The sequence below is a fragment of the uncultured Methylobacterium sp. genome, from assembly GCF_964251405.1.
Taxonomy (GTDB): domain Bacteria; phylum Pseudomonadota; class Alphaproteobacteria; order Rhizobiales; family Beijerinckiaceae; genus Methylobacterium.
Map to the genome: position 1 here is coordinate 3,039 of NZ_CAXUJR010000033.1, position 20,431 is coordinate 23,469.

The following is a 20,431-nucleotide window of genomic DNA, read 5'->3' on the forward strand; positions in this document are numbered from 1 at the left end:
CGACGATGACGAAGCCGTCACGCGTCTGGGCGAGGATGTAGGTCTCGTGGATCTGAGCCTTGGCGGCGCCCAAGGGGGTATCGATCGGCTCATCCGGCGGAGGTGCCTGGGGCAAGTCGGTGGCCGGCGGTGCCTCGTCCTGCAGGAACAAGGATTGCGCTGTCTCGCCGAAACCCATAGCGGCCGGACGGTAGCCCGGCGGAGCCGCGAAGGACGGCATCCTCGATGAGACGAAGGCGCCGCGCCGCGCCATGGTCGCGGCACCGGAATGGGCCGTCATCGCGGGCCGCGCCATGGGGCGAAGCGCGTCGAGCGTCCGGGCGGCCCCGGTGGTGGCCGAGCGGGCACCGGCCCGGCGCAGGGTCTCGTGGATCGCGCTGACGATGAGCGACCGCACCAGCGCCGGCTCGCGGAAGCGCACCTCGGTCTTGGCCGGATGCACGTTGACGTCGACGTCGCCGGGATCGCAGGCGATCGAGAGGGCGAGGACCGGGTGACGGTCGGAGCTCATGGTGTCGGCATAAGCCCCGCGCACCGCGCCGAGCAGCAGCCGGTCCCGCACCGGGCGGCCGTTGACGGTGAAGTGAATGTGGCTCGCCGTTCCGCGATGGAAGGTCGGCAGCCCGATATGGCCGGTGAGCGCGAAGCCTTCGCGGGCCATGTCGAGCGCCACGGCATTGGCGCCGAAATCGGAACCCAGCACCGCCGTCAGCCGGCGCAGGGTCGATGCCGGCCCGGGCTCGGCCTCGGCGGGGAAGACCAGCGGGCTGCCGCTCTCGGCGCGCAGGGTGAAGCGGATGCCCGGCTCCGCCACCGCGAGGCGGCGCAGGATGTCGGCGATGGCCGCACCTTCCGCCCGATCCGACTTGAGGAACTTGAGCCGAGCCGGTGTCGCCGAGAACAGGTCGGTGACTTCGACGCGTGTGCCGGGCGCGGCGGAGGCCGGCCGCACCTCTCCCTTCACGCCGGCCTCGACCAAGAGGCTCACTCCGGTCTCGGCCGCGGCAGTTCGGCTGGTGATGGCGAGTCGCGCCACGGCGCCGATCGACGGAAGGGCCTCGCCGCGAAAGCCCAGCGACGCGATCCGGCCGAGGTCGCCGTCGGGGAGCTTTGAGGTCGCATGGCGCTCCACCGCGAGGGCGAGGTCGCCGCCGCTCATGCCGGCGCCGTCGTCTACGACCCGGATCAGGCGCCGCCCACCCGCCTCCACCGTGACCTCGATGCTGCGGGCGCCGGCATCGATGGCGTTCTCGACGAGTTCCTTCACGGCGGATGCCGGCCGCTCCACCACCTCGCCCGCCGCGATACGGTCGACAAGGATCGGGTCGAGGCGGCGGACGGGATGAAGAACGGCGGACATCACCGGGCAAGCATAGGCGAGGTGCACGCGGGCCGAAACTACAGGAACGCTCCCGACCTCATCCAAATGGGAACGCCATACCGGCCCGCGCCTGCATGATGGCGAAGAGGGTCATGGCAGCCCAGGCCAGAGCCGCGAGAGAGACGAGCACGGTCCGCCGGGCCGGAAGCAGGGACGCGGCCGTCGCGGCGAGTGCGGGCAGAACCTGCTCCCCGTGCATGCCGAGGAAATGACCCACACGGAGGTCGCCGCCGCCGAGGTTCCACCCGAACAAGGGTAGGCGGGCGCCTTGGAGACCGATCACCGGTCCATCGTTGAGACTGATCAGGATACCGGCACCGCCACCGAGCACGACCGTGATGGTGAGACCCAGCACCACCGCGAGCCGAAGGCCGGGGTCCATGCCGGCGACGGGCCGGCGCGCGATCTCGATCACGAGCGGAATCTTGCTTGCGAGCAGCGTCAACGCACCGAGTCCCATCAGAGCGTAGAGAAAGCCGTGGACGGGATCGCCGGTATTGAAATGCGACGCCTGGCCGAGGGCGCCCTGGAGGGTGATGTAGCCGAGCTCGAAACCGCCCGCTCCGATCAGCATCGCCACCGCGATGCGTAGGGATCTGGCCCGCCGCCGCTCGGGCCGTACGTAGCCCATGAACCAGGCCGAGGTGAGCGCGAACACTCCGACGGACACGAAGAATTTTGCCGGTTTCAGCCACACGGGCACGCCGCCGAACTGGCGCCCGTCGAAGAGTGGCAGGCACAGAGTGATGGCGGCGGCGATGAGGCAGGCGAGGCCGAAGGCGGTCAGATGCGGCGAGCGACTCCGCAACTCCGTTACGAGGGACCATCCCGGTCGGTCGACGAGGGTGCTCATGGGCGTGCTTCCCTGGACAGGGTTCCGGTGCTCAGGCGGATCAGGAGCGCGAGCAGCAGGCCAACGGGACCGACCAGGAAGGTGAGGACGAGGCAGGGCAGGATCAGGAGCGGCGACAGGCCGGCATCGAGGCCGCTTCGGGCGATCCAGGTCCCGACGAAGAGGTCGAAGGCGAGGTAGTGGATCCAGCCCGCGGTCAGTGCGTGATCGTCCGAGAACAGCGCCCGCACTTCGGCAATGGAGGTGAAGCCGCCTCCAGCCCCCGCCGAGAGGCCGGTCGCGAGGGCGCCGAGATAGGCCACCGCGAAAAGCGCGGGCAGGACGAGGCCGGTGATACGCCACGTCCACGGCCTCACAGCCGGCACGAAGACGGACAGGCTCAGGGCGAGCCAGCCCGCGAGAGCGATGGTGTTACTGGCGGAGAACAAAGCCGGCGCCGAGATCATGGACTTGATCCCTTCCATCTTTACATCGTACAGATTACTGATGAACGAGGATCTTGACACTGTCAAGAAACAGGATCGCCGACGGCATGGGAAGCCTGACGGCTACCATCATGGCGACCTGCGGGCCGCGCTGATCGCGGCCGCGACACTCTGCCTGCGGGAGCGCGGCGTCGACGGCTTCTCCTTGCGTGAGGCGGCACGGCGAGCCGGGGTGTCGCCGGCAGCGCCGCAGCACCATTTCGGCGATGCACGCGGCCTCCTCACGGCGGTGGCGACGCAGGGGTTCAGGAAGCTGGGCAACGCTCTGGCCGACGCCGACGCGGAGACCGTAGACCGGACCGAGCGTATTCGTGGCCAGGGCCGGGCCTACCTGCGCTTCGCACTCGGGCACCCGGCCGAGTTCGACACAATGTGGCGCTGCGCACGCATCGATACGGCCGAGCCTTCCTACAAGGAGAGTTCCAGGCGCGCCTTCGGCCTGCTCGAAGCGGCGGTGGCGGGCCGACCCTATGAGCCGCAGAGCCCGTTGCCCGGCGAGGCCGACCCTCGCGCCGTGGCGTGCTGGTCGCTCGTCCATGGGTTGGCGCGGCTGGCCCTCGACGGAGTCTTCGGGCCGCCGGACGTGGCGGAGGCGGCCATCGACGGCATGCTTGGGCCGGTGATGGACTGTCTCGTGGTCTGACGTGCGTTACGCGACGCCTGCGCGCAGCAGGTCGTGGTAGTGGACGAGTCCGACAGGGCGGTCGTCGACCACGACGATGAGCGAGGTGATCTTCATCGATTCCTGGATCTCGAGGGCCTTGGCGAGCAGGGTCTCGGGGTTCACCGTGCGGGGCTTGCCCGACATCAGCGCCTCGACGGCGAGCCCGTCGAGGTCGGTTCGGAAGACGTTGCGGCGCAGATCGCCGTCGGTGACGATGCCGGCGAGTCGCCCGTCCTCTTCCACCACCACGACCGAACCGAAACCCTTGGCGTCGATCTCGGCGATCGCGATCCGCATCGGCGTCCCGCGGGTGACGACGGGCAGCTGTGCGCCCGCATGCATGACCTCGCGGACCTGGCGCAGTGAGGCGCCGAGCTTTCCGCCAGGATGGTAGATGCTGAACTCCCGTGCCGAGAAGCCGCGCGCCTCCAGAAGAGCGATGGCGAGGGCGTCGCCGAGCGCCAGCTGCATCGCCGTGGAGGTTGTCGGTGCGAGCCCGTTCGGGCAGGCCTCGCGCGCCTGCGGAAGGGTGAGGCAGACATCCGCCTCGCGGCCCAAGGTCGACTTCGCATTGGAGGTGATCGCGATGAGGCCGACGCGGTAGCGCCGCGCGTAGCCGATGATGTCGGCGAGCTCGGTGGTCTCCCCGGACCAGGACAGGGCCACCACGACGTCCTCGGGCTGGACCATGCCGAGGTCGCCGTGGCTGGCCTCGGCAGGATGGACGTAGAGCGCCGGCGTTCCGGTGGAGGCCAGGGTCGCGGCGATCTTGCGGCTGATATGTCCCGACTTGCCCATGCCGGTGAGGATGACCCGGCCGCGCGCGCCGACGATGAGCGCCACCGCCGCGGTGAAGGCCTCGCCGAGCCCGTTGCCGATCGATTCCATCAGGCAGCGCAGGCCCTCACGCTCGGTCTCGATGGTGCGCAAGGCGGAGGCGACTGCCGGGCTGTACCCCGGTCCCGGCTCGCCCGGCGCCGTCCGTGCCCGTTCCGCGTGAGCCATGCCGGCCCGTCTCCCTCGTGGCGATCCTGCCGGCACCCGATGTCACCGCGCCGTCACAGGGCGCTATCGCCTGCGAATGTGGTCGGATAGCGACTTGGTGCCGAGGGCGCGTCGCCCGCGGCGCGAATGCGGATGGCTGGAACGGAAGGCGGCCCACATCGTTGGTGGCCCGGCGCTCGACAGCCTTTGCGGTGTTTAAGGTCGACCAGCCCGTCCGTCGAAATGGGCCGGTCCGCTTCCTTTTCGCCTTCGCAGGTCGGGGCACCGAATGCCGCGCACAGCAAACCCGCCTCATTCCCCTCGACGATGAGAGCCCGATCGGGCCACCTTTGTCATCTTGCCCCGCGGTCGAGCGTGGGACCAACGGAGCTCTTCCATGCGCAGCCTTGTCTCCCTCATCATCCTCGTCGTCGCGGGCTTCGTGCTCGTGGGCATGTTCGTGGCGCCATCGCAGCCGTCGCTGCGGACCTGGTACCTCCAGAACGCATGCGAGCATCTCGACAAGGTCACGACGCAGATCTGCGCGCCCATGCGCCAGGCCGATGGCGGCCAGAAGACCTGAGCGAGACGCAGTCTTGCGCGATCATGCGGGTGCGATCGGCTGGTTCTTCCGCAACCGCGGCACCGGCGAGATCACGATCGGTCAATGGCCGAACGCCCCGCTGCTGATCTTCGCAGGCTGTGCCCTGCTTGGGTGGGTCCTCGATTCCGCCGGCGGTCCCGGTATCGCCGTCCGCATCGTCGGCGGGATCAGCCTCGCCTACTGGGCGCTCGACGAGATCTTCCGCGGCGTGAACCCATGGCGACGCTGCCTCGGCGCGGCCGTGATGGCCGGCGCCGCATATCAATGGCTGGCATGAGGCGACGCCGCCGCACGCCTTGACCCGAACCACTGTGCCTCGCTCCCTCGCCAGTCTGGATCGTGGCAATCTCACAGTGAGCTTGGGTCGCGCCATGCCCGGGGCCCCGGCGCGTTAACGCACTGCTAACCCTGTTCATTTACCTCTGCTGCTCAGGCGGAGCTCCGCACAGCGCGATGGTCGGTCATTCCGACGAGCGTACTGCGCGTTGCTCCATCGAACACGGTCGCGTGGTGCCTCGACGGGCCAGCGGATCGTCAGCCGCGGGGTCCTTTGCCCTGCAATCGCAGATGCGCGACGAAGTCGAGGGCGAGCCCCGCGACGCGTTGCCCGAGACGAGCGGAGCGGCGTCTGCCGGTGATGGGTGTGCGGCCGATCCGGGATTGTCAGGCCGTCGCCGTGCTCGCCTTCGCGCTCGTGGCGCTGCCCCTCGACACACTCGCCCAGACCACGAATACCGAACCCCCGGCTTCGCCGACCGGGGATGACGGTTTGCTGAGCCTGCGGCGGACGACCGCTCCGACGCCCTCGACGCCCGGCAGCAATACCAACGGCGACGCGTCAGGCGGAGGAACCCTCGATGGCGGGTCGAGCGGCGGCGCAGGGCGCTCGGCCTTCGCGACTCCGGCGAGGTCCGGCGCCGGTCGCACCGGCGGCGTCACCAGCGGCATCAACAACCGCGCGCCAAGCAATTTCCTCCGGCAGCGGGCGGCCCCGCCGCGACGGCCGGGGTCGGCCACCGTCGGCCTGACCCGGCTGGTGACACAAGTGCCGCCACCTGATCTGCGCCTTTCCCCCATCATCCAGAACCCCGTCGTCGGCGTTCCCCTGCCCGCGGCCTCATTCGCACCGAACCTGCTTCCGCTCGCCGGCCTGTCGACGCCGGGGGCCGTGCTCAACGCCGCCCTGCGCCGGCCGCTGACCGTCGACGACGCCTATGCGCCGCTGGGCCTGCGTGTCGGAACCTTCACGGTCCTGCCGAGCCTGCAGCAGAGCATCGGCTACGACACCAATCCGGAGCAGGTGGTCAATCGTTCCGCCAGAGGGTCGGCGGCATTGCGCACCGACGCCGAACTGAACTTCCGCAGCGATTGGTCGGCGCACGAACTCGCGGGTGAACTGCGCGGTGGCTATAGCGGCTACCCCGACAACCAATCCGCCAACCGGCCCAACGGCGCCGGCAACGTCCGCCTGCGCCTCGACGCCAACCGCGATACACGCATCGACGTCGAGGGGCGCTTCCTCATCGACACCCAACGCGCCGGCAGCCCCGATCTCAACGCCACCGTCGCAGGGCGACCGATCATCGCGAGCTACGGCACCACGATAGGGCTGACCGAGACCTTCAACCGGCTCCAGGTCAGCCTGCGCGGCCTGATCGACCGCTCGGAGTTCGAGGATGCAAGGCTGTCGAACGGCACCGTGCTCAGCCAGGCTGATCGTAACCTGAACCAGTTCGGTCTGCGCCTGCGTGCGGCCTATGAGATTTCGCCGGTGATCTCGCCGTTCGTCGATCTGCTCGGCAACACCCGCGTCTACGATCAGAGGTTCGATTCGAACGGGATCCGCCGCGATTCGGATGGGGTGACCCTCTCGGCGGGCGCCGCTTTCGCGCTGACGCGGTTCGTCGCGGGCGAGATCTCGGCCGGCTTCGAGCATCGGACCTACGAAGACCCAAGCCTGCGCGACCTCACAGCGCCGGTCATCAATGCGTCCCTCATCTGGACTGCGAGCCCGCTGACGACGGTCCGCCTCACCGCCGCCACCGGCATCGTCGAGACGAGTCTGGTCGGTTCGAGTGGCGTTCGCACTCAGGTCGCGACCCTGGAAGTCCAGCACGACCTCTTGCGCAACCTCTCGCTGACCGTCGGCGGAAGTTACCTCACCAGCGACTACGATCGGATCGCCATCAGCGAGCAGGGGTTTTCGGCCACCGCCCGGCTCGATTACCGCTTCAACCGCTGGCTGACGATGCGCGGCAGTTACATCTATCAGCAGATCAATAGTACCACGAGCGGTGCCAGCTTCAGCAGCAACACCTGGCTGCTAGGCCTTCGCGTCAACCCTTAGGCCGGGGGACGCCCCGGAGCGCTTACCGAACCAGCGATAACGAGGCGCCCGACTTCGAGAGCGCGCCGTCGAGACCGCCGCCACCCTGGCGCAGCCGCGCCGCCACGGTGCCGCCGGGCTGGTAGAGATAGACCTCGCCGTCGCGAAAATCCCAGGCGCTGACCTTGGCCAGATCCTTGTTGGGGCAATTGGCAGCCGAGGCCTTGTAGAGGTCGAGGGCGGGCGCGCTGGACAGCGAGACCTTGCAGGTCGCCCCGGTCGCGTCCTTGGCGTTCCAGCCACCCACCACCGACGAGCGTCCGCTCGCCACCACCGGTGGAGCGGGCGGCGGCACGTAGACCGGCTCGGCCACCACGGGCGGCGGAGCGGCCGACGCCACAGGCACCTCCGAAGGGGCCGCGCTGGCTCCAGGCGGCGGGGCGAGGGGTTCGGACGTCACCGGACCGGATGGGATTGCGGAGATCGATGGTTCGAGGGCCGCCTGCGGGCCCGGACCGGCGCGCCCGCGGCTCGGGCCGTCGAACCGCGGTGAGGCGCATGCGCCGAGGCTGGCGGCAATCGCGATGAGTGCGGCGGTCGTCGGGAGTTGACGCGACATCGAAGGGTGTTTCCGGCTGGACGCGGATCGGAGCGCGCTGCCTCACCGGCAAATGCGCTGGCCGCAAGGCGAGGCCGGAACCGAGGCGACCCAAAGCTTCGCCATCAGGGCTTTTCGCCGGTGGTGTGGCGAGAGAGCCGCACCCGCACGCGCTTCCCGCGACATCGTTTGTTGCTCCCGAGACACATGCAGGGCTCGCGCTTCAGCATCGATCGAGCAACGCTTGTTATATCATAACAATTGTCTAATGTAATATTGTAACATGACGGTAAGGGTTCAGATGGCCAGCGTTCGGTCGGATTGGTTCGGAGCGGGCACGTTGTTGTCTGCGATGGGACTCACCAGCGTCGGCTTCGCCCAGCCTGTCGAGACGACCTTGCCGGAACTCACCGTGAGTTCGCCAAGCCCGATCGTCTCATCGGCGCCGCCGTCGCTCACCCTGCAGACAGGCGTACTGCCAGTGGCGACCACGACGTTCTCGCCCGTCACGATCGTCACTGCCGACCAGATCGCCCGGGACCAACCTAGAACCCTCGGAGATGCGCTCGGCGACCGGCCCGGCATCTCGGCTTCGACCTATGCGCCCGGTGCCGCGAGCCGGCCGATCATCCGCGGGCTCGACAACAGCCGGGTGCGGATCCAGGAGAACGGCATCGGCATCCAGGACGTCTCGGAACTCGGCGAGGACCACGCGGTCCCGATCAACCTCCTCGTCTCCGAGCGCATCGAGGTGATCCGGGGTCCTGCGACCCTGCGCTACGGCAGCCAGGCGATCGGCGGCGTCGTCAGCTCCGAGAACAACCGCGTTCCGACCTTCATTCCCGCAGGCGGCATCTCGGGCCGGGCGACGACCGGGTTCTCCTCGGTGGATAACGGTCGCCTCGGGGCGGTCAGCGTCGATGCCGGCGGCGAGAACGTCGCCGTCCATGTCGACGGCTTCCGCAGTGCTGCCGACAGCTACGCGACACCGCTCGGCATCCAGCGCAACTCCGCCAATGAGGCCCAGGGCGGCGCCGTCGGCAAGTCCTACCTGTTCGATCGCGGCTTCGTCGGTCTCGCCTACAGCCACTACGATGCACTCTACCAGATCCCCGGCGGTGACTCGGCAGAGAGCAGGACGCGTCTCGATCCCCGCCAGGACCGAGTCGTGCTGCGTGGCGAGTATCGGCCGCTGGTGGGGCCGTTCGCGGCGATCCGCATCTGGGGCGGCGGTTCCGTCTACCGCCACGACGAACTCGGGATCGGCGAGGACGGCCGCGACGGCATCCAGGCCACGTTCAAGAACCGCGAGGCGGAAGGTCGGATCGAGCTGCAGCACGTTCCGGTCTTCACGACCCTCGGCACCCTCACCGGCGCGCTGGGCCTGCAATCGGACAGACGCACCATCGGCACCAGCGGCGAGGCGGGAAGCCTGCTCGCTCCCACCGACTCGCGCTCGAACGCGCTTTACCTGTTCGAGGAATTGGCGGTCGGCAGCGGCCTTCGCCTCCAGGCCGCCGGCCGCATCGAGGGCAGCCGCTCCACCGGCACCGCGAGCATCTTCCCGGATACCTTCCTGCCCGTGGACGGCGCCGACCCTCTGTCCTTCGGCCGTCGACGCTCCTTCGCGCCCAAAAGCGGCTCCTTCGGCATCCTCCAAGCCCTGCCCTACGACTTCCTGGCGAGCCTCAACGGATCCTATGTCGAGCGCGCGCCGACCGCCTTCGAGCTCTACTCACGCGGGCCCCACGATGCGACGCGGACCTTCGAGATTGGCGATTCCAACCTCAAGCTCGAGCGCGCCCGCACGATCGAGGCAAGCCTTCGGCGCGGCGTCGGTCCGGTGCGCATCGACATCACCGGCTACGCCACCCGCTACACCGGCTTCATCTACAAGCGCGAGACTGGCATCGGCTGCGGTGACGATTTCGCCTCGTGCGGCAGCGACGACGAGTTGCGGCAGATCGTCTATTCGCAGCAGAACGCGACGTTCTACGGGACCGAGATCGGCTCCCAGCTCGACCTCCTGCCGGTCGGCAACGGCTTTGCCGGGATCGAGGCGCAGTACGACTTCGTGAATGCCCGGTTCGACGACGGTACTGCGGTGCCTCGCATCCCGCCGCATCGCGTCGGCGGCGGGGTGTTCGTACGCGCCGACGGGTGGTTCGCTCGCGTCAACCTGCTGCATGCCTTCGCGCAGACGCGGGTCGCCCCCCTCGAGACCGTGACGCCAGGATTCGATGACCTGCGGGCCGAGGTGAGCTACACCAAGCCCCTCGACCAGGGTGTCTACGGGGCCAGTGAGATCACGGTGGGACTGCAGGGCCGAAACCTGCTCGACGACCAGATCCGGAACTCGGCCTCGTTCAAGAAGGACGAGATCCTCTTGCCCGGCCGGAACGTGAGGCTGTTCGTGACGGCGCGTTTCTGAGACGAGATCGGCCCTCCGTGAGACCGGACCCACGCCGGGTTCCATTATAACCGGCATTTTGGCCGGAAGCGTGCTATTGCGGGGCTCAAGCCCGCACGCCGTCCGTGCCATGGGCAATCCCAAGAGGCCTCAGTGGCGAACGCCTTCAAAAGCGGTGCATCCCAATCGCGGAGCACCAACGACTTCAACGAGCGGGCCAAGCAATTGTCCGAGCGTCTCGGCGCGATCGAGAAACCCGCGCAGATGAAGCGCGGAAACGCGCCGCGCCGGTCCTTCAAGTCCGGCCCTCGCCCCGAAGCCGACGCGGTTCCCGCAGAGGCCGAGACAGAGGTTGCCGAGAACGAGACTGAAGAGAACGAGACCGAAGAGGCCGGTGAGACCAACAAGTCGGAGGCCTGAAAGACGAAAGGCGCGCCCTCTGGCGCGCCTTTCTCGCATTCAGCGCCGGGCCTTGGCCTTGCGGGCGGCATAGCGCGCGTCGCGGGCCGCCTTGCGCTCGATGAGTACGGCGGCCTTGCGCTCGGCGGCGAGGCGGGCCTCCTCTTCTTCGCGTGCGATCTGTGCGGCGAGTTCCGCCTCTTCCCGCGCACGCTTGGCCTCGGCTGCGGCTTTCTCTGCGGCGATACGGGCAGCTTCGCGCTCTCGAATCCGCTCTTCGCGGGCTCTGGCGATGGCCGCGCGGGCCTCTGCCTTGGCAATCATCTCCGGGTCGTCCGCCGGTGGCCGGGCCTTGAACTTCTCCAGCAGCATCTGCTTGGCACTGGCGGAGTTCTTTTTGCGATCGTCGAAATTCCGATAGTCGAAGGCGCCCATCTGACCTTTCTCGTGTGGTCGCTCGCGGCTCGAAGCCACGTTTCCGAACGCGTGGCCCGAGGACCGCGCTGGCATTGCTGCTGTGGTAGGAAGTACGCTGGTACATGGCTCAGAAGCGGCCCGAAATCAACGCAGGTCGTCCGTTTCAGAGACTGCTTTTGATGCTTTCGGCGGTCAGCGGGTCATCGAAAGCCGTCGATGGCATGACGAGGCTTCCCCCGCGCACCGGTTCCTGTGGGAGCGATAGGTTTCGCGTTCCCGTCCCGGCAGCGGGGCCAATTCCCGGCCGCATCCGGCGGTCTCGCGCGGGTCGCGTATTTGATCCGTTCGGGCCTTCGGGCTACCCTCGGCGGGCTTTTGATTGGGCGAACGAGAAGAACGGCGTCGTGATGGGGGCGGGATGAGTAAGCCGATGATGCCTGTTCGGAATGGGCGCCGCGCCCGTTCCGCGCCGGTTTGAGCGACGCGATCGCCGTCCCGCTGATCAGCATCATCGGATGGTCCTGGGGCGTGGTGTCGCGAGTGCTCCTCTGCGCCGCCCTCTCCTATGGGATCGCGAGCCCGAAGCCCGCCCTCGCCTTCGATCTCTTCGGCCTGTTCGGATCGGAGGAGGAGCCGCCGGCGCCGAGTGCCGAGGCCCTGCCCTACTCCGTGAAGTTTCAGGGCGTCGAAGACGACGATGTTCTTCAGGCTCTCAAGGACACGTCCTCGCTCTACCGGCTCCGCCAGGAGGCACCTCCGGACGGTGAAGGCGTGGTCCGCCGGGCCGAAGCCGACCTGAAGCGCCTCGGCGATGTCCTCGCTGGCTACGGCTACCACCAGGGACGCGTCGCGGTGCTCGTCGACGGCGTGGCACTGTCGGGCGAGGCCTCCGTCGCCGCCGCTGCCCGCGCTGGGGAGGCGGCGCGCGGGCGCAACCTCGTCCCCGTCAAGATCGTCGTCGAGGCCGGGCCGCTCTACACCCTTCGCTCGATCCGTGTCCGCGATACCCGCGGCGGCCCCATCGATGCCGAGATGCTTCCGCCCCGCTTCATCGAGGTCGACGAGGGGGTGCCGGCCCGCAGCGCCACGGTGCTCGCGCGGGAGGCGCAGATCGTCGACCGTTTCCGGTCCCTCGGACATCCCTTCGTCAAGGCGGCCGGCCGCGATCCGGTGGTGGACGATACCGCCCACGTGATGGACGTGACCGTCACCATCGATCCCGGCCCGGTCGCCGGCCTCGGCGGAGCGACGGTGCGGGGCACAAGCGGCATCGACCCGGCGGTCGTGCGATCCTTCATCTACACCGAGCCGGGCGATCCGTATTCGCCGAAAGCGCTGACCGACATCCGTCGCTCGGTGGCACGCGTGGAGGGCCTCGGCTCTGTCCGGGTCCGCGAAGGCGATGCCCTCGATGCAGACGGCAATCTCCCGATCTTCGTCGACGTTACCGGGCGCGACCGCAACCTGATCGGCGTCGCTGCCCGTTACTCCACCGTCGATGGTCCTGGCGTGCGGGCCTACTACGCCAACCGCAACCTGTTCGGCGGGGGCGAGACCCTGCGGATCGACGCCGACGTCTCCTATCTCGGCAACGACCTCTACGCGCGCCAGCGCAAGCTTGCCGGCATCGACTCGAACGGCATCGGAGGACGGCTCGGCGCCACCTTCGTCAAGCCGGCCCTGTGGGGCACCCGCAACGACCTCGTCGCCAATCTCTTCGTCGGCCGCGAGGCGCAGCAGAGCTACATTACGGACGCGGTGGGAGGCACCGTGGCGATCCGCCACCGGTTCTCCGACACCTTCTTCGCGCAGGTCGGGATCGACGGCCAGGTCGGGCGCTCGCAGGACGCCCTGGGCAAGCTCGATTACCGGCTGGTCGGCATTCCGGTCTCGCTCGGCTACGATTCCACCGACAACCTGCTCGATCCGACCAAGGGCGTGCGGTTGACCGCGTCCGCGACGTCTTATGCGGGTTTCCTCGGCTCGGACCCCTCGATCTTCGTCGGAAAGGCGCAGGGCTCGACCTACTATGCCTTCGACGAGGCAGGCCGCTACATCCTCGCCGGGCGTGTCGGGTTCGGCTCGATCTCGGGTGCGAACCTCGCCGACGTACCGCCCAACATCCGCTTCTTCGCCGGTGGCGGCGGTTCGGTGCGCGGATTCGCCTATCGGACGCTCGGGCCGCGCGGCCCGTTCAATCTGCCGGTGGGGGGCCTGAGCCTGTTCGAGGCCTCGGTGGAGGGACGCATCAAGGTCACCGACACCATCGGCATCGTGCCCTTCCTCGACGCCGGCACCGCGTTCGCCGGAAGCCTGCCGGATTTCGGCGAACGCATCCGCTACGCCGCGGGCCTGGGTCTGCGCTACTACACCGGCATCGGCCCGATCCGCGTCGACGTCGCCTTTCCGCTCGACCGCATCAAGGGCAACAACGAGCGCCCGGTCGCCCTGTACATCAGCTTGGGACAGGCCTTCTGATGAGTGTTTTCAGAAGTTGTCGCGGAAGTTTGTGCACTTCCCCTCCGCGTCTGCTGGGAAAGGGTTTCGCGCGTGCGCTGACTGTTCTCCTCGTCCTCATCCTCGCAACTCCCTTCACCCTCATGCACGCCGACGAGGCGGAGAAATCCGTGCTCGGCGGGTTGCTGTCCAAGGCGCTCTCGACCCCCGGCTCTCAGGTGTCCATCGGTGCGGTGGACGGTGCGCTGTCCTCCGATGCCACCATCCGCGACGTGGCGATCAGCGATCGTGACGGCGTCTGGCTGAAGCTCGACCGGGCGCGCCTGATCTGGCGCCGACTCGCGCTGCTGTCAGGCCGGCTGGAGGTCGAGACCCTTGACGTCGGTCGCCTCGAAGTGTTGCGACGACCACTCCCCGCCGCGGCGTCCGACGTTCCCGAGCCCGACGGATCTCTGCTTCCGGACCTGCCGGTGAAGGTCGAGGTGAAGGCGTTCAAGCTCGCCGAACTGGTTCTCGGCGAGACGCTCGCCGGGCAGCCGGCGCGGCTCGCCGCGACAGGCAGGCTCAAGCTCGGACCGCCGGCCGAAGGGCTCGACCTCGACGTGGCCGTCAATCGCCTCGATGCGGCCGGCCAGTTCGCGGCCCGCCTCCTTTTCGTGCCCCAGGGCGACCGGCTCGACCTCAAGACCACCCTGGTGGAACCCGCCGGTGGCCTGCTCTCGAAGGCGGCGGGGCTGCCCGGGACGCCTCCGATCAACCTCGATCTCGACGGGCGCGGCACCCTCGACGCGTGGAACGCACGGCTCGACCTCGACGCCGGGCCGTCCCTCAACGCCAAGGGCTCTGCCCGTATCACCCGGACCGGAGCCGAGCGGCGCCTCGCCCTCGACCTCGCCACCCATATCGACGGATTGCTGCCCGGACCCGTCGCCGCGATCTTCTCCGGACAGACCCGCCTCGACGGTGGGTTTCGCTTCGCCGATGGCGGTGCGCTCGCCATCGACAGGCTCGAGCTCGCCTCGCGCACGGCCCGTCTGACGGTCGGGGGCTCCCTGAGCGCCGACCGCATCGCCGATGTCACCGTCTCGGCCCGTGCGCTGCCCACCGACGGCGGCGTCACCCGGGCGGCGGATGCCGAACTCGACAGCCTGGTCTTCGACGGAAGCCTCAAGGGGCCGCTGGCCGGGCCCACGGTGACCGGTGTGCTCAAGGCTGCCGGGTTGCGAGCGCAGGGGAACGCGCTGGAGCGGATCGAGGCGAGCCTGGACGTCGCGCCGCTCTCGTCCGGCACCGATCCCAGACGTTTCGGCATCATCGCCGATGCCCGGGTCGAGGGCTTGGCACCCTCCGATGCGGCTCTGCGACGGGCCATCGGTTCGCGCGCCGCGTTGTCGCTGCGCGCGACGCTGCAGCCCGACACCACCCTCGACGTGACGGCTATCGCCGTCGATTCACCGACCTTCAAGGCGTCCTATGCCGGGCGCATCGGCCAGAACCTCCTCACCGGCACCCTCGCCGCGTCGCTCGCCGATCTCTCGGCCTTCTCCGGCCTCGCCGGTCGGCCTCTCGCCGGCAGCCTCGATGCCAAGGCGATCTTGAGCGGAGATCCGGCCCGGCGTGCGGTGAGCGCCGATCTCGATCTCACCAGCCGTGCCTTTACGCCCGGTGCGGCCCCCATCGATCGTGTGCTCGGCCGTAATCCGACCCTGCGCGGGCGGGTCTTTCAGGTCTATGACGGCTACGGCTTCGAGGGCCTGCGCCTCGCGGGCGCCCATGTCGCCGCCTCCCTCGACGGCCGGGCGACCGGTCGGTCGGCTGACATCCGGGCCAAGGTCGACCTCGCGGATCTCGCCCAGCTCGATCCCCGGCTCACAGGCCGAGCCGTCCTCGACGGACGGCTCGGCGGTACCCTCGCTCATCCCGATCTCACCGCCACGCTGACGGCGCCGACCGCCAGTGCGATGGGCCGCCCGATCCGGGCGCTTCGGCTCGACACGGCCGTGAAGGACCTCACGGGGGCCCTGGAGGGCACTGTCCGGCTCGGCGGCGAGGTCGGCGGCAAGACTCTGTCGGGTGACGCCCAGGTGCGGAAATCCGCGGCGACGGAATGGCGGCTCGACCGCTTCGCCTTCAATCTCGGGTCGGTCCGCGCCGATGGCCGCGGCGTCGTCGACGGTCCCACCGGCCTCGCCGATGCGACGTTCACCCTCGTCGGTTCGAATCTCGACGACCTCTCCGCTCTCGCGTTGACCTCGCTGGGCGGCAGCATCGATGCGACGGTCGCGCTGTCCCGCGCCGGCGGCCGGCAGGATGCCAAACTCTCCGTCAAGGGTGCGTCCCTGCGGTTCGGGGAGTTCGGCCTCGCCTCGCTCGACGCCGACCTCGCCGGCCGCGACCTGCGTGAGCGCCCCGTGATCGATGGGCGGCTCAACGCCGACCGGGTCGTGGCCGCTGGGCAGACCATCGACACGGTTCGCTTGACCGCCATCGGCACTCCTGCGGCGAGCGAGATCGTGCTGACCGCCAAGGCCCGCGGCTTCGACCTCGACGGCGCCGCCCGCCTCGTACCCGGAGTCAGAACACGGATCGATCTCGCCCGCTTCACCGTGGTGCGGGGCTCCGACCGCATAGCCCTGGCCAGGCCGGCCACCGTCACCCTCGACGGCGGTTCGGCATCGATCGACGCTCTCGTCGTGTCGGCGGGAGCCGGCCGGGTCAGCCTGTCCGGCCGCGCCGGCTCGGACCTCGACCTGACCATCGGCATCCGGGCTCTGCCGCTGGCGCTCGCCCGCATGGCGAACCCTGGACTGTCACTGAGCGGAACCCTCGACGGAGAGGCGACCCTGCGCGGCAAGGCGGCCGAGCCGGAGGGGCGCTACGACCTGACCCTGTCGCGGCTCGTGACGCCGCAGACCCGCCAAGCCGGCGTCCCGCCGATCGACGCCAAGGCTCGTGGCATCCTCGCAGACGGCCGCGCTACCATCGACGGCCGCGTCTCGGCCGGGCGCGGTGCCGAACTGGCGCTGTCGGGCTCGCTGCCGGTGGAGGCGGGTGGCGAACTGGCACTCAAGGGCCGGGGAACCTTCGATGCCGCGCTGGCCAACAGCATGCTCAGCGCCGGCGGCCAACGCGTCACGGGCCGTATCGCGGTCGACGCGGCGGTGGGCGGAACCGTGGCGGCGCCGCGCGCCGAAGGGTCGGCGATCCTGTCGGACGGCAGCTTCACGGATCCGCTCCAGGGCATCCGTTTCACCGGAATCGAGGGCAGGGTCACCGGCCGCGGCGACACCCTCGTGGTCGAGCGCCTCACCGCGCAGGCCCGCAATGGCGGTGCCCTCAGAGCTCAAGGCCGTATCGCGCTGGCGCCCGATGCCGGCTTCCCCGGAAACCTGACGCTCACCGCCGCGCGGGCCGAGCTCGTGTCCTCTCCGCTCGTGACCGCGACCGCCAGCCTCGACCTTTCCCTCAGCGGACCGCTGGCACGCACGCCAAAGGTCTCGGGCCGTGTCGATCTCGTCTCGGTGGATGTCTCCGTGCCCGACCGCCTGCCCGCGACGGTGCAGCCGCTTCCGGGCATCCGCCACGTCAACGCGACGCCTGAGATCCGCCGCCAGCTCGCCGCCAAGGCACGCGATGCGAATGTCGCCAAGCGAAGGGGCAAGGCCGTGCCGCCCTTCGACGCCAGCCTCGACGTGACCGTGAGCGCACCCAATCGGATCTTCGTGCGCGGTCGCGGCATCGACGCCGAACTCGGCGGCGATCTTCGCCTCACCGGCTCGTCGCGCGATCCCGTCGCCACCGGCGGGTTCGAGATGCGGCGCGGCCGCCTCAGCGTCGTGGGCCAACGCCTCGACTTCACGCGCGGACGGTTGACCTTCGGCGGCGAGATCGCGACGCCCGACCTCGACTTCGTGGCCGAGACCAAGGCCAGCGACGTCACAGCGCGGGTCACCGTCACCGGCCCGGCCAACCGGCCGGTCTTCGACCTCACCTCCGATCCGAGCCTGCCGCAGGACGAAGTGCTCTCCCGCCTCCTGTTCAAGAAAGCCTCGGGCGGCCTGTCGGCGTTTCAGGCGCTGCAACTCGCGCAAGCGGTTGCGCAGTTCTCCGGCAACGCGGGTGGTGCGGACGCTTTCGAGCAGGCGCGAAAGGGTCTCGGGCTCGACAGCCTCGATGTCTCGACGGGCGCCAGCGGCGGACCGGCTCTCGGCGCGTCGCGCTACATCGACGAGCGCCTCAGTGTCGGCGTCAAGGCAGGAGCCAAGCCGGCCGACACGGCGGTGACCATCGACTACGACGTAGGCCGACGCATCAAGCTGCAGGGCGAGGCCGGTAGTGACGGACGGACCGCGGTCGGCGTTGGAGCGGAGTGGGAATATTGACGCGACCCGTTGGTGGTCGACAGGTCCGCAGCCACCGAGGTCTGGGCACGAAAAAAGGGGCCTTTCGGCCCCTTTCCTCCTCAATCACGATGAAGGCTTCCGATCCCCTGCGGGGATGGATCAGTATCCGTACCCGCGGCGTTCGCGACGTCCACCGCGATCATCGTCATTGTAGCGCTGCTCGCGATACATGCGCCGGTCCTTGTCGTTCTCACGCCGGAAGTCTTCGCGGCGATTGTCCCGAGCGCGCTCGCCCCGCGACCGCATGTCGATGCTGGGACCGCCCGGTCCGATATCGATGCGCTGGGCCGAAGCCGGTACGGCGCTCACCATGGTGGCTGCGAGAACGATCCCGACGAAGAGCTTCTTCATGATGTTGTCCTTCTTTCAAGGCAGGCGAAATATAACAAGCCAACAGTTCGGCGCCGGCATCGTTCCCGATCTTGATAAATCACGGCGAGACGAGAGATCGTTCGACGACAATATCGAATAGATTTCGGCTCGTCGCAGAACGGGAACAATAAAGTCTCCTCGCTTGAAGCCAGATTCCGAATAATGAATGCTGACAAGCCGTCGCTCGGACGGGACCGCAGCGGCGTCCACAATGGAGGTGAGATGATCGACGACCGCCTCGTCTTCTATCCCGATCCACGTCTCGCCGCCGTGGCGAGCCCGGTCTCGACGTTCGATTCTGCCCTGCGAGAACGTGCTGCCGGCCTGGCCCGAACCCTTCAGCGCGTCGCTGCCATCGGCCTCGCCGGGCCGCATGTGGGCTTGCTCGAACGGATCGTCGTCCTCCAGATGGAGCCGGGCGCAGCGCTGCAGACCTACGTGAACCCGATCATCATCTGGGCGTCGGCCGACCGGGTCCTCCACGACGAGGGCAGTGTCTCGATGCCAGGCATCCGCGAAGGCGTCGAACGGGCGGCGAGCATCCGCCTGACCTTCTGCGATGTCGACGGCGCCGAGCACGAGCGCACCAGCGATGGTTTCGAGGCCGCCTGCATCCAGCACGAGGTCGATCAGCTCGACGGGATCTTCTGGATCGAGCGCCTGTCGCGCCTGCGCCGCGACCGAGCGCGCAAGCGTTTCGCGAAGCTGCAGCGGGAGGTCGGATGACCCCGACCCTGGCGAGGTTCGGCTCGGCCATGATACGACGTCGTCATGCGTGAAGCGGCCCGGGTGCTCGTTGCCTTTCAGATCATGCTGGCTACGGCGCCGGTGTCCGCTGCACCCAATCGTGGGCTGCCGGTGGCGGCATGCCCGTCCCTCGCCAACCTGCGCATCCTGATGCACCGCGCGAGCGATGATCCGGTCGCCGCCGGTGCTATCTTGGCCGACACCAAGGCCGACCATCTCGGCTGCATCCTCCTCGACAACGACCGCGTGCTCTCGGTGGCCGATCGGGTCGCCTTCGGCAATCGTGCCTACGAGTGCCATGCCATTCAGGCGACCAGCGTCTGCCACTGGACGAATGCCGGCGCCGTGGTGCCGGTCGTCCCGCCGGCGCCCAAATCCAGCACCCCCGCCGAGAAATCACGGCGGTGAGGCTTCGAGCAGCAACCGCGATCAGCCCGGGATGCCTTCGCATGCCAATCTCCCGCACGGCCGGCAGACGGCCGCGACACCGGCACGCTGTGTCGACAGCGATCGGGATGGTCCTCGTCGTGATGGCGGCCGCGTCGCCGATGTCGGCTCAGGCGCAGGCGCCGGACGTGATCGGCTGCGACTCACTCGTTGCCCTGCGGCTGCTGACGGCCGGCGCGCGTTCGTCGACGGATGCAGGTGAGCGTTTATCGGCCCATCCCGGCTGCCGACGAATCTCCCGGGCGGAACTTGGCGACGTCAGCCAGCGCGCGATGATCGGCGGTGTGCCGTTCGAGTGCCTGACGATTCGTGGTTCGGACGCATGCCTCTGGGTGGCGCCCTGACGACGGAGGCCTCCGTCTGCCGATTCAGACCCGTTTTGCCCGCATGAAGCGTCAGTCGACGTCGGTACGTTTCGCCTGCGGCTCGCGCGCGAGCCGCCGCTGACGTCGAGCGGTCAGCGCGGGACGATGTGCAGGCCGTCATCCGGCAGGAGGTTCCGGGCTGGGCCGCCGGTCTGCTGGCCGCGACCCTGCTGAAAGTAGGGCAACTCCGACCGGCGATCGTGGTCGCTACCCGAATCGTATTCCCATTCGCGGCTCCACGGGGCACGTCCGCCAATGCTCCCCGTCCCTTCGACGTCGCCGATCTGCGGACCGCGCCCATACCCGGCGGCCGTTGCGGTGAACGGGGCAACGACCATGGCAAGAGCCAGGAGCGTGCAGGTTGCATGTCGCATGATCGACCTTTCGTCGTGTCGGACGGACGCGACGCATACCCGGCATCGCAATCGGCATTCTCAAGTCATTTCATAACGTCCGACCTCGGCAGTTAGGTACAACGGCAAAATCCCCACGCGCGTTTTTCACGCGGCGGCTTCGCAT

Annotated in this window: 19 protein-coding genes; 11 read left to right on the forward strand and 8 right to left on the reverse strand. The window is 68.7% G+C overall.

Annotation, left to right across the window (positions count from 1 at the left end):
• The 3 genes from mutL to ACFE7U_RS08380 all read right to left on the reverse strand — a co-directional run.
• Window positions 1–1,360: DNA mismatch repair endonuclease MutL (gene mutL, locus ACFE7U_RS08370; RefSeq protein WP_375409271.1), on the reverse strand; the 1,360-nt coding region annotated here is incomplete at its 3' end.
• Window positions 1,361–1,418: 58 nt separating this feature from the next.
• The gene (locus ACFE7U_RS08375; protein ID WP_375409272.1) at window positions 1,419–2,234 is read right to left on the reverse strand and encodes a hypothetical protein; all 816 of its coding nucleotides are present in this window, start codon (window positions 2,232–2,234) and stop codon (window positions 1,419–1,421) included.
• Window positions 2,231–2,698, reverse strand: coding sequence for an ABA4-like family protein (locus ACFE7U_RS08380; protein WP_375409273.1), 468 nt, complete (start codon window positions 2,696–2,698; stop codon window positions 2,231–2,233). Before ACFE7U_RS08380 ends, ACFE7U_RS08375 begins: the two co-directional genes overlap by 4 nt.
• 22 nt (window positions 2,699–2,720) lie before the next feature.
• On the opposite strand from ACFE7U_RS08380, the gene ACFE7U_RS08385 reads away from it, so the two are divergent.
• Window positions 2,721–3,362, forward strand: coding sequence for a TetR/AcrR family transcriptional regulator (locus ACFE7U_RS08385; protein WP_375409274.1), 642 nt, complete (start codon window positions 2,721–2,723; stop codon window positions 3,360–3,362).
• 6 nt (window positions 3,363–3,368) lie between these two features.
• Here the strand turns inward: ACFE7U_RS08385 and ACFE7U_RS08390 are convergent, their stop codons facing one another.
• A complete protein-coding gene (locus ACFE7U_RS08390; protein ID WP_375409275.1) occupies window positions 3,369–4,388 on the reverse strand; it encodes an SIS domain-containing protein in 1,020 nt (339 codons plus the stop codon).
• Window positions 4,389–4,764: 376 nt separating this feature from the next.
• On the opposite strand from ACFE7U_RS08390, the gene ACFE7U_RS08395 reads away from it, so the two are divergent.
• The 3 genes from ACFE7U_RS08395 to ACFE7U_RS08405 all read left to right on the forward strand — a co-directional run bounded on the left by ACFE7U_RS08395 (window position 4,765) and on the right by ACFE7U_RS08405 (window position 7,318).
• Window positions 4,765–4,950: a hypothetical protein gene (locus tag ACFE7U_RS08395; protein ID WP_375409276.1), complete on the forward strand. Its 186-nt coding sequence runs from the start codon at window positions 4,765–4,767 to the stop codon at window positions 4,948–4,950.
• Between the two features lie 13 nt (window positions 4,951–4,963).
• Entirely contained in the window at window positions 4,964–5,248 is a 285-nt protein-coding gene (locus ACFE7U_RS08400) for a hypothetical protein (protein WP_375409277.1), read from the forward strand.
• A gap of 360 nt (window positions 5,249–5,608) precedes the next feature.
• Window positions 5,609–7,318, forward strand: a complete 1,710-nt coding sequence (locus ACFE7U_RS08405) for an outer membrane beta-barrel protein (protein WP_375409278.1) — start codon at window positions 5,609–5,611, stop codon at window positions 7,316–7,318.
• 22 nt (window positions 7,319–7,340) lie between these two features.
• Here the strand turns inward: ACFE7U_RS08405 and ACFE7U_RS08410 are convergent, their stop codons facing one another.
• The gene (locus ACFE7U_RS08410) at window positions 7,341–7,916 is read right to left on the reverse strand and encodes an AprI/Inh family metalloprotease inhibitor (protein ID WP_375409279.1); all 576 of its coding nucleotides are present in this window, start codon (window positions 7,914–7,916) and stop codon (window positions 7,341–7,343) included.
• Between the two features lie 331 nt (window positions 7,917–8,247).
• On the opposite strand from ACFE7U_RS08410, the gene ACFE7U_RS08415 reads away from it, so the two are divergent.
• Both ACFE7U_RS08415 and ACFE7U_RS08420 read left to right on the forward strand, forming a co-directional pair.
• Window positions 8,248–10,326 (forward strand): TonB-dependent receptor, encoded by a 2,079-nt coding sequence (locus ACFE7U_RS08415; protein WP_375409280.1) that lies wholly within the window; start codon window positions 8,248–8,250, stop codon window positions 10,324–10,326.
• A gap of 132 nt (window positions 10,327–10,458) precedes the next feature.
• The gene (locus tag ACFE7U_RS08420) at window positions 10,459–10,725 is read left to right on the forward strand and encodes a hypothetical protein (protein WP_375409281.1); all 267 of its coding nucleotides are present in this window, start codon (window positions 10,459–10,461) and stop codon (window positions 10,723–10,725) included.
• Between the two features lie 39 nt (window positions 10,726–10,764).
• On the opposite strand, the gene ACFE7U_RS08425 is transcribed toward ACFE7U_RS08420, so the two are convergent.
• Window positions 10,765–11,139 (reverse strand): DUF6481 family protein, encoded by a 375-nt coding sequence (locus ACFE7U_RS08425; RefSeq protein WP_375409282.1) that lies wholly within the window; start codon window positions 11,137–11,139, stop codon window positions 10,765–10,767.
• 510 nt (window positions 11,140–11,649) lie between these two features.
• Between ACFE7U_RS08425 and ACFE7U_RS08430 the strand changes: the two genes are divergently transcribed.
• On the forward strand, window positions 11,650–13,599 hold the full coding sequence (locus ACFE7U_RS08430) for an autotransporter assembly complex family protein (RefSeq protein WP_375409293.1): 1,950 nt from the start codon (window positions 11,650–11,652) through the stop codon (window positions 13,597–13,599).
• A gap of 122 nt (window positions 13,600–13,721) precedes the next feature.
• Window positions 13,722–17,960 carry a translocation/assembly module TamB domain-containing protein gene (locus ACFE7U_RS08435; protein WP_375409294.1) on the forward strand — a complete coding sequence of 1,413 codons (4,239 nt, stop codon included), beginning with the start codon at window positions 13,722–13,724 and terminating at the stop codon, window positions 17,958–17,960.
• Between the two features lie 120 nt (window positions 17,961–18,080).
• Here ACFE7U_RS08435 and ACFE7U_RS08440 read toward each other — a convergent pair whose 3' ends face one another.
• The gene (locus ACFE7U_RS08440; protein WP_375409283.1) at window positions 18,081–18,332 is read right to left on the reverse strand and encodes a hypothetical protein; all 252 of its coding nucleotides are present in this window, start codon (window positions 18,330–18,332) and stop codon (window positions 18,081–18,083) included.
• A 243-nt stretch (window positions 18,333–18,575) separates the two neighbouring features.
• Between ACFE7U_RS08440 and ACFE7U_RS08445 the strand changes: the two genes are divergently transcribed.
• The 3 genes from ACFE7U_RS08445 to ACFE7U_RS08455 all read left to right on the forward strand — a co-directional run bounded on the left by ACFE7U_RS08445 (window position 18,576) and on the right by ACFE7U_RS08455 (window position 19,891).
• Complete coding sequence (locus ACFE7U_RS08445; RefSeq protein ID WP_375409284.1) at window positions 18,576–19,079, forward strand: peptide deformylase; 504 nt, start codon at window positions 18,576–18,578, stop codon at window positions 19,077–19,079.
• Window positions 19,080–19,124: 45 nt separating this feature from the next.
• The gene (locus tag ACFE7U_RS08450; protein WP_375409285.1) at window positions 19,125–19,508 is read left to right on the forward strand and encodes a hypothetical protein; all 384 of its coding nucleotides are present in this window, start codon (window positions 19,125–19,127) and stop codon (window positions 19,506–19,508) included.
• A gap of 107 nt (window positions 19,509–19,615) precedes the next feature.
• Entirely contained in the window at window positions 19,616–19,891 is a 276-nt protein-coding gene (locus tag ACFE7U_RS08455; RefSeq protein ID WP_375409286.1) for a hypothetical protein, read from the forward strand.
• Between the two features lie 113 nt (window positions 19,892–20,004).
• Here ACFE7U_RS08455 and ACFE7U_RS08460 read toward each other — a convergent pair whose 3' ends face one another.
• Window positions 20,005–20,286, reverse strand: coding sequence for a hypothetical protein (locus ACFE7U_RS08460; protein ID WP_375409287.1), 282 nt, complete (start codon window positions 20,284–20,286; stop codon window positions 20,005–20,007).
• Window positions 20,287–20,431: the final 145 nt, after the last annotated feature.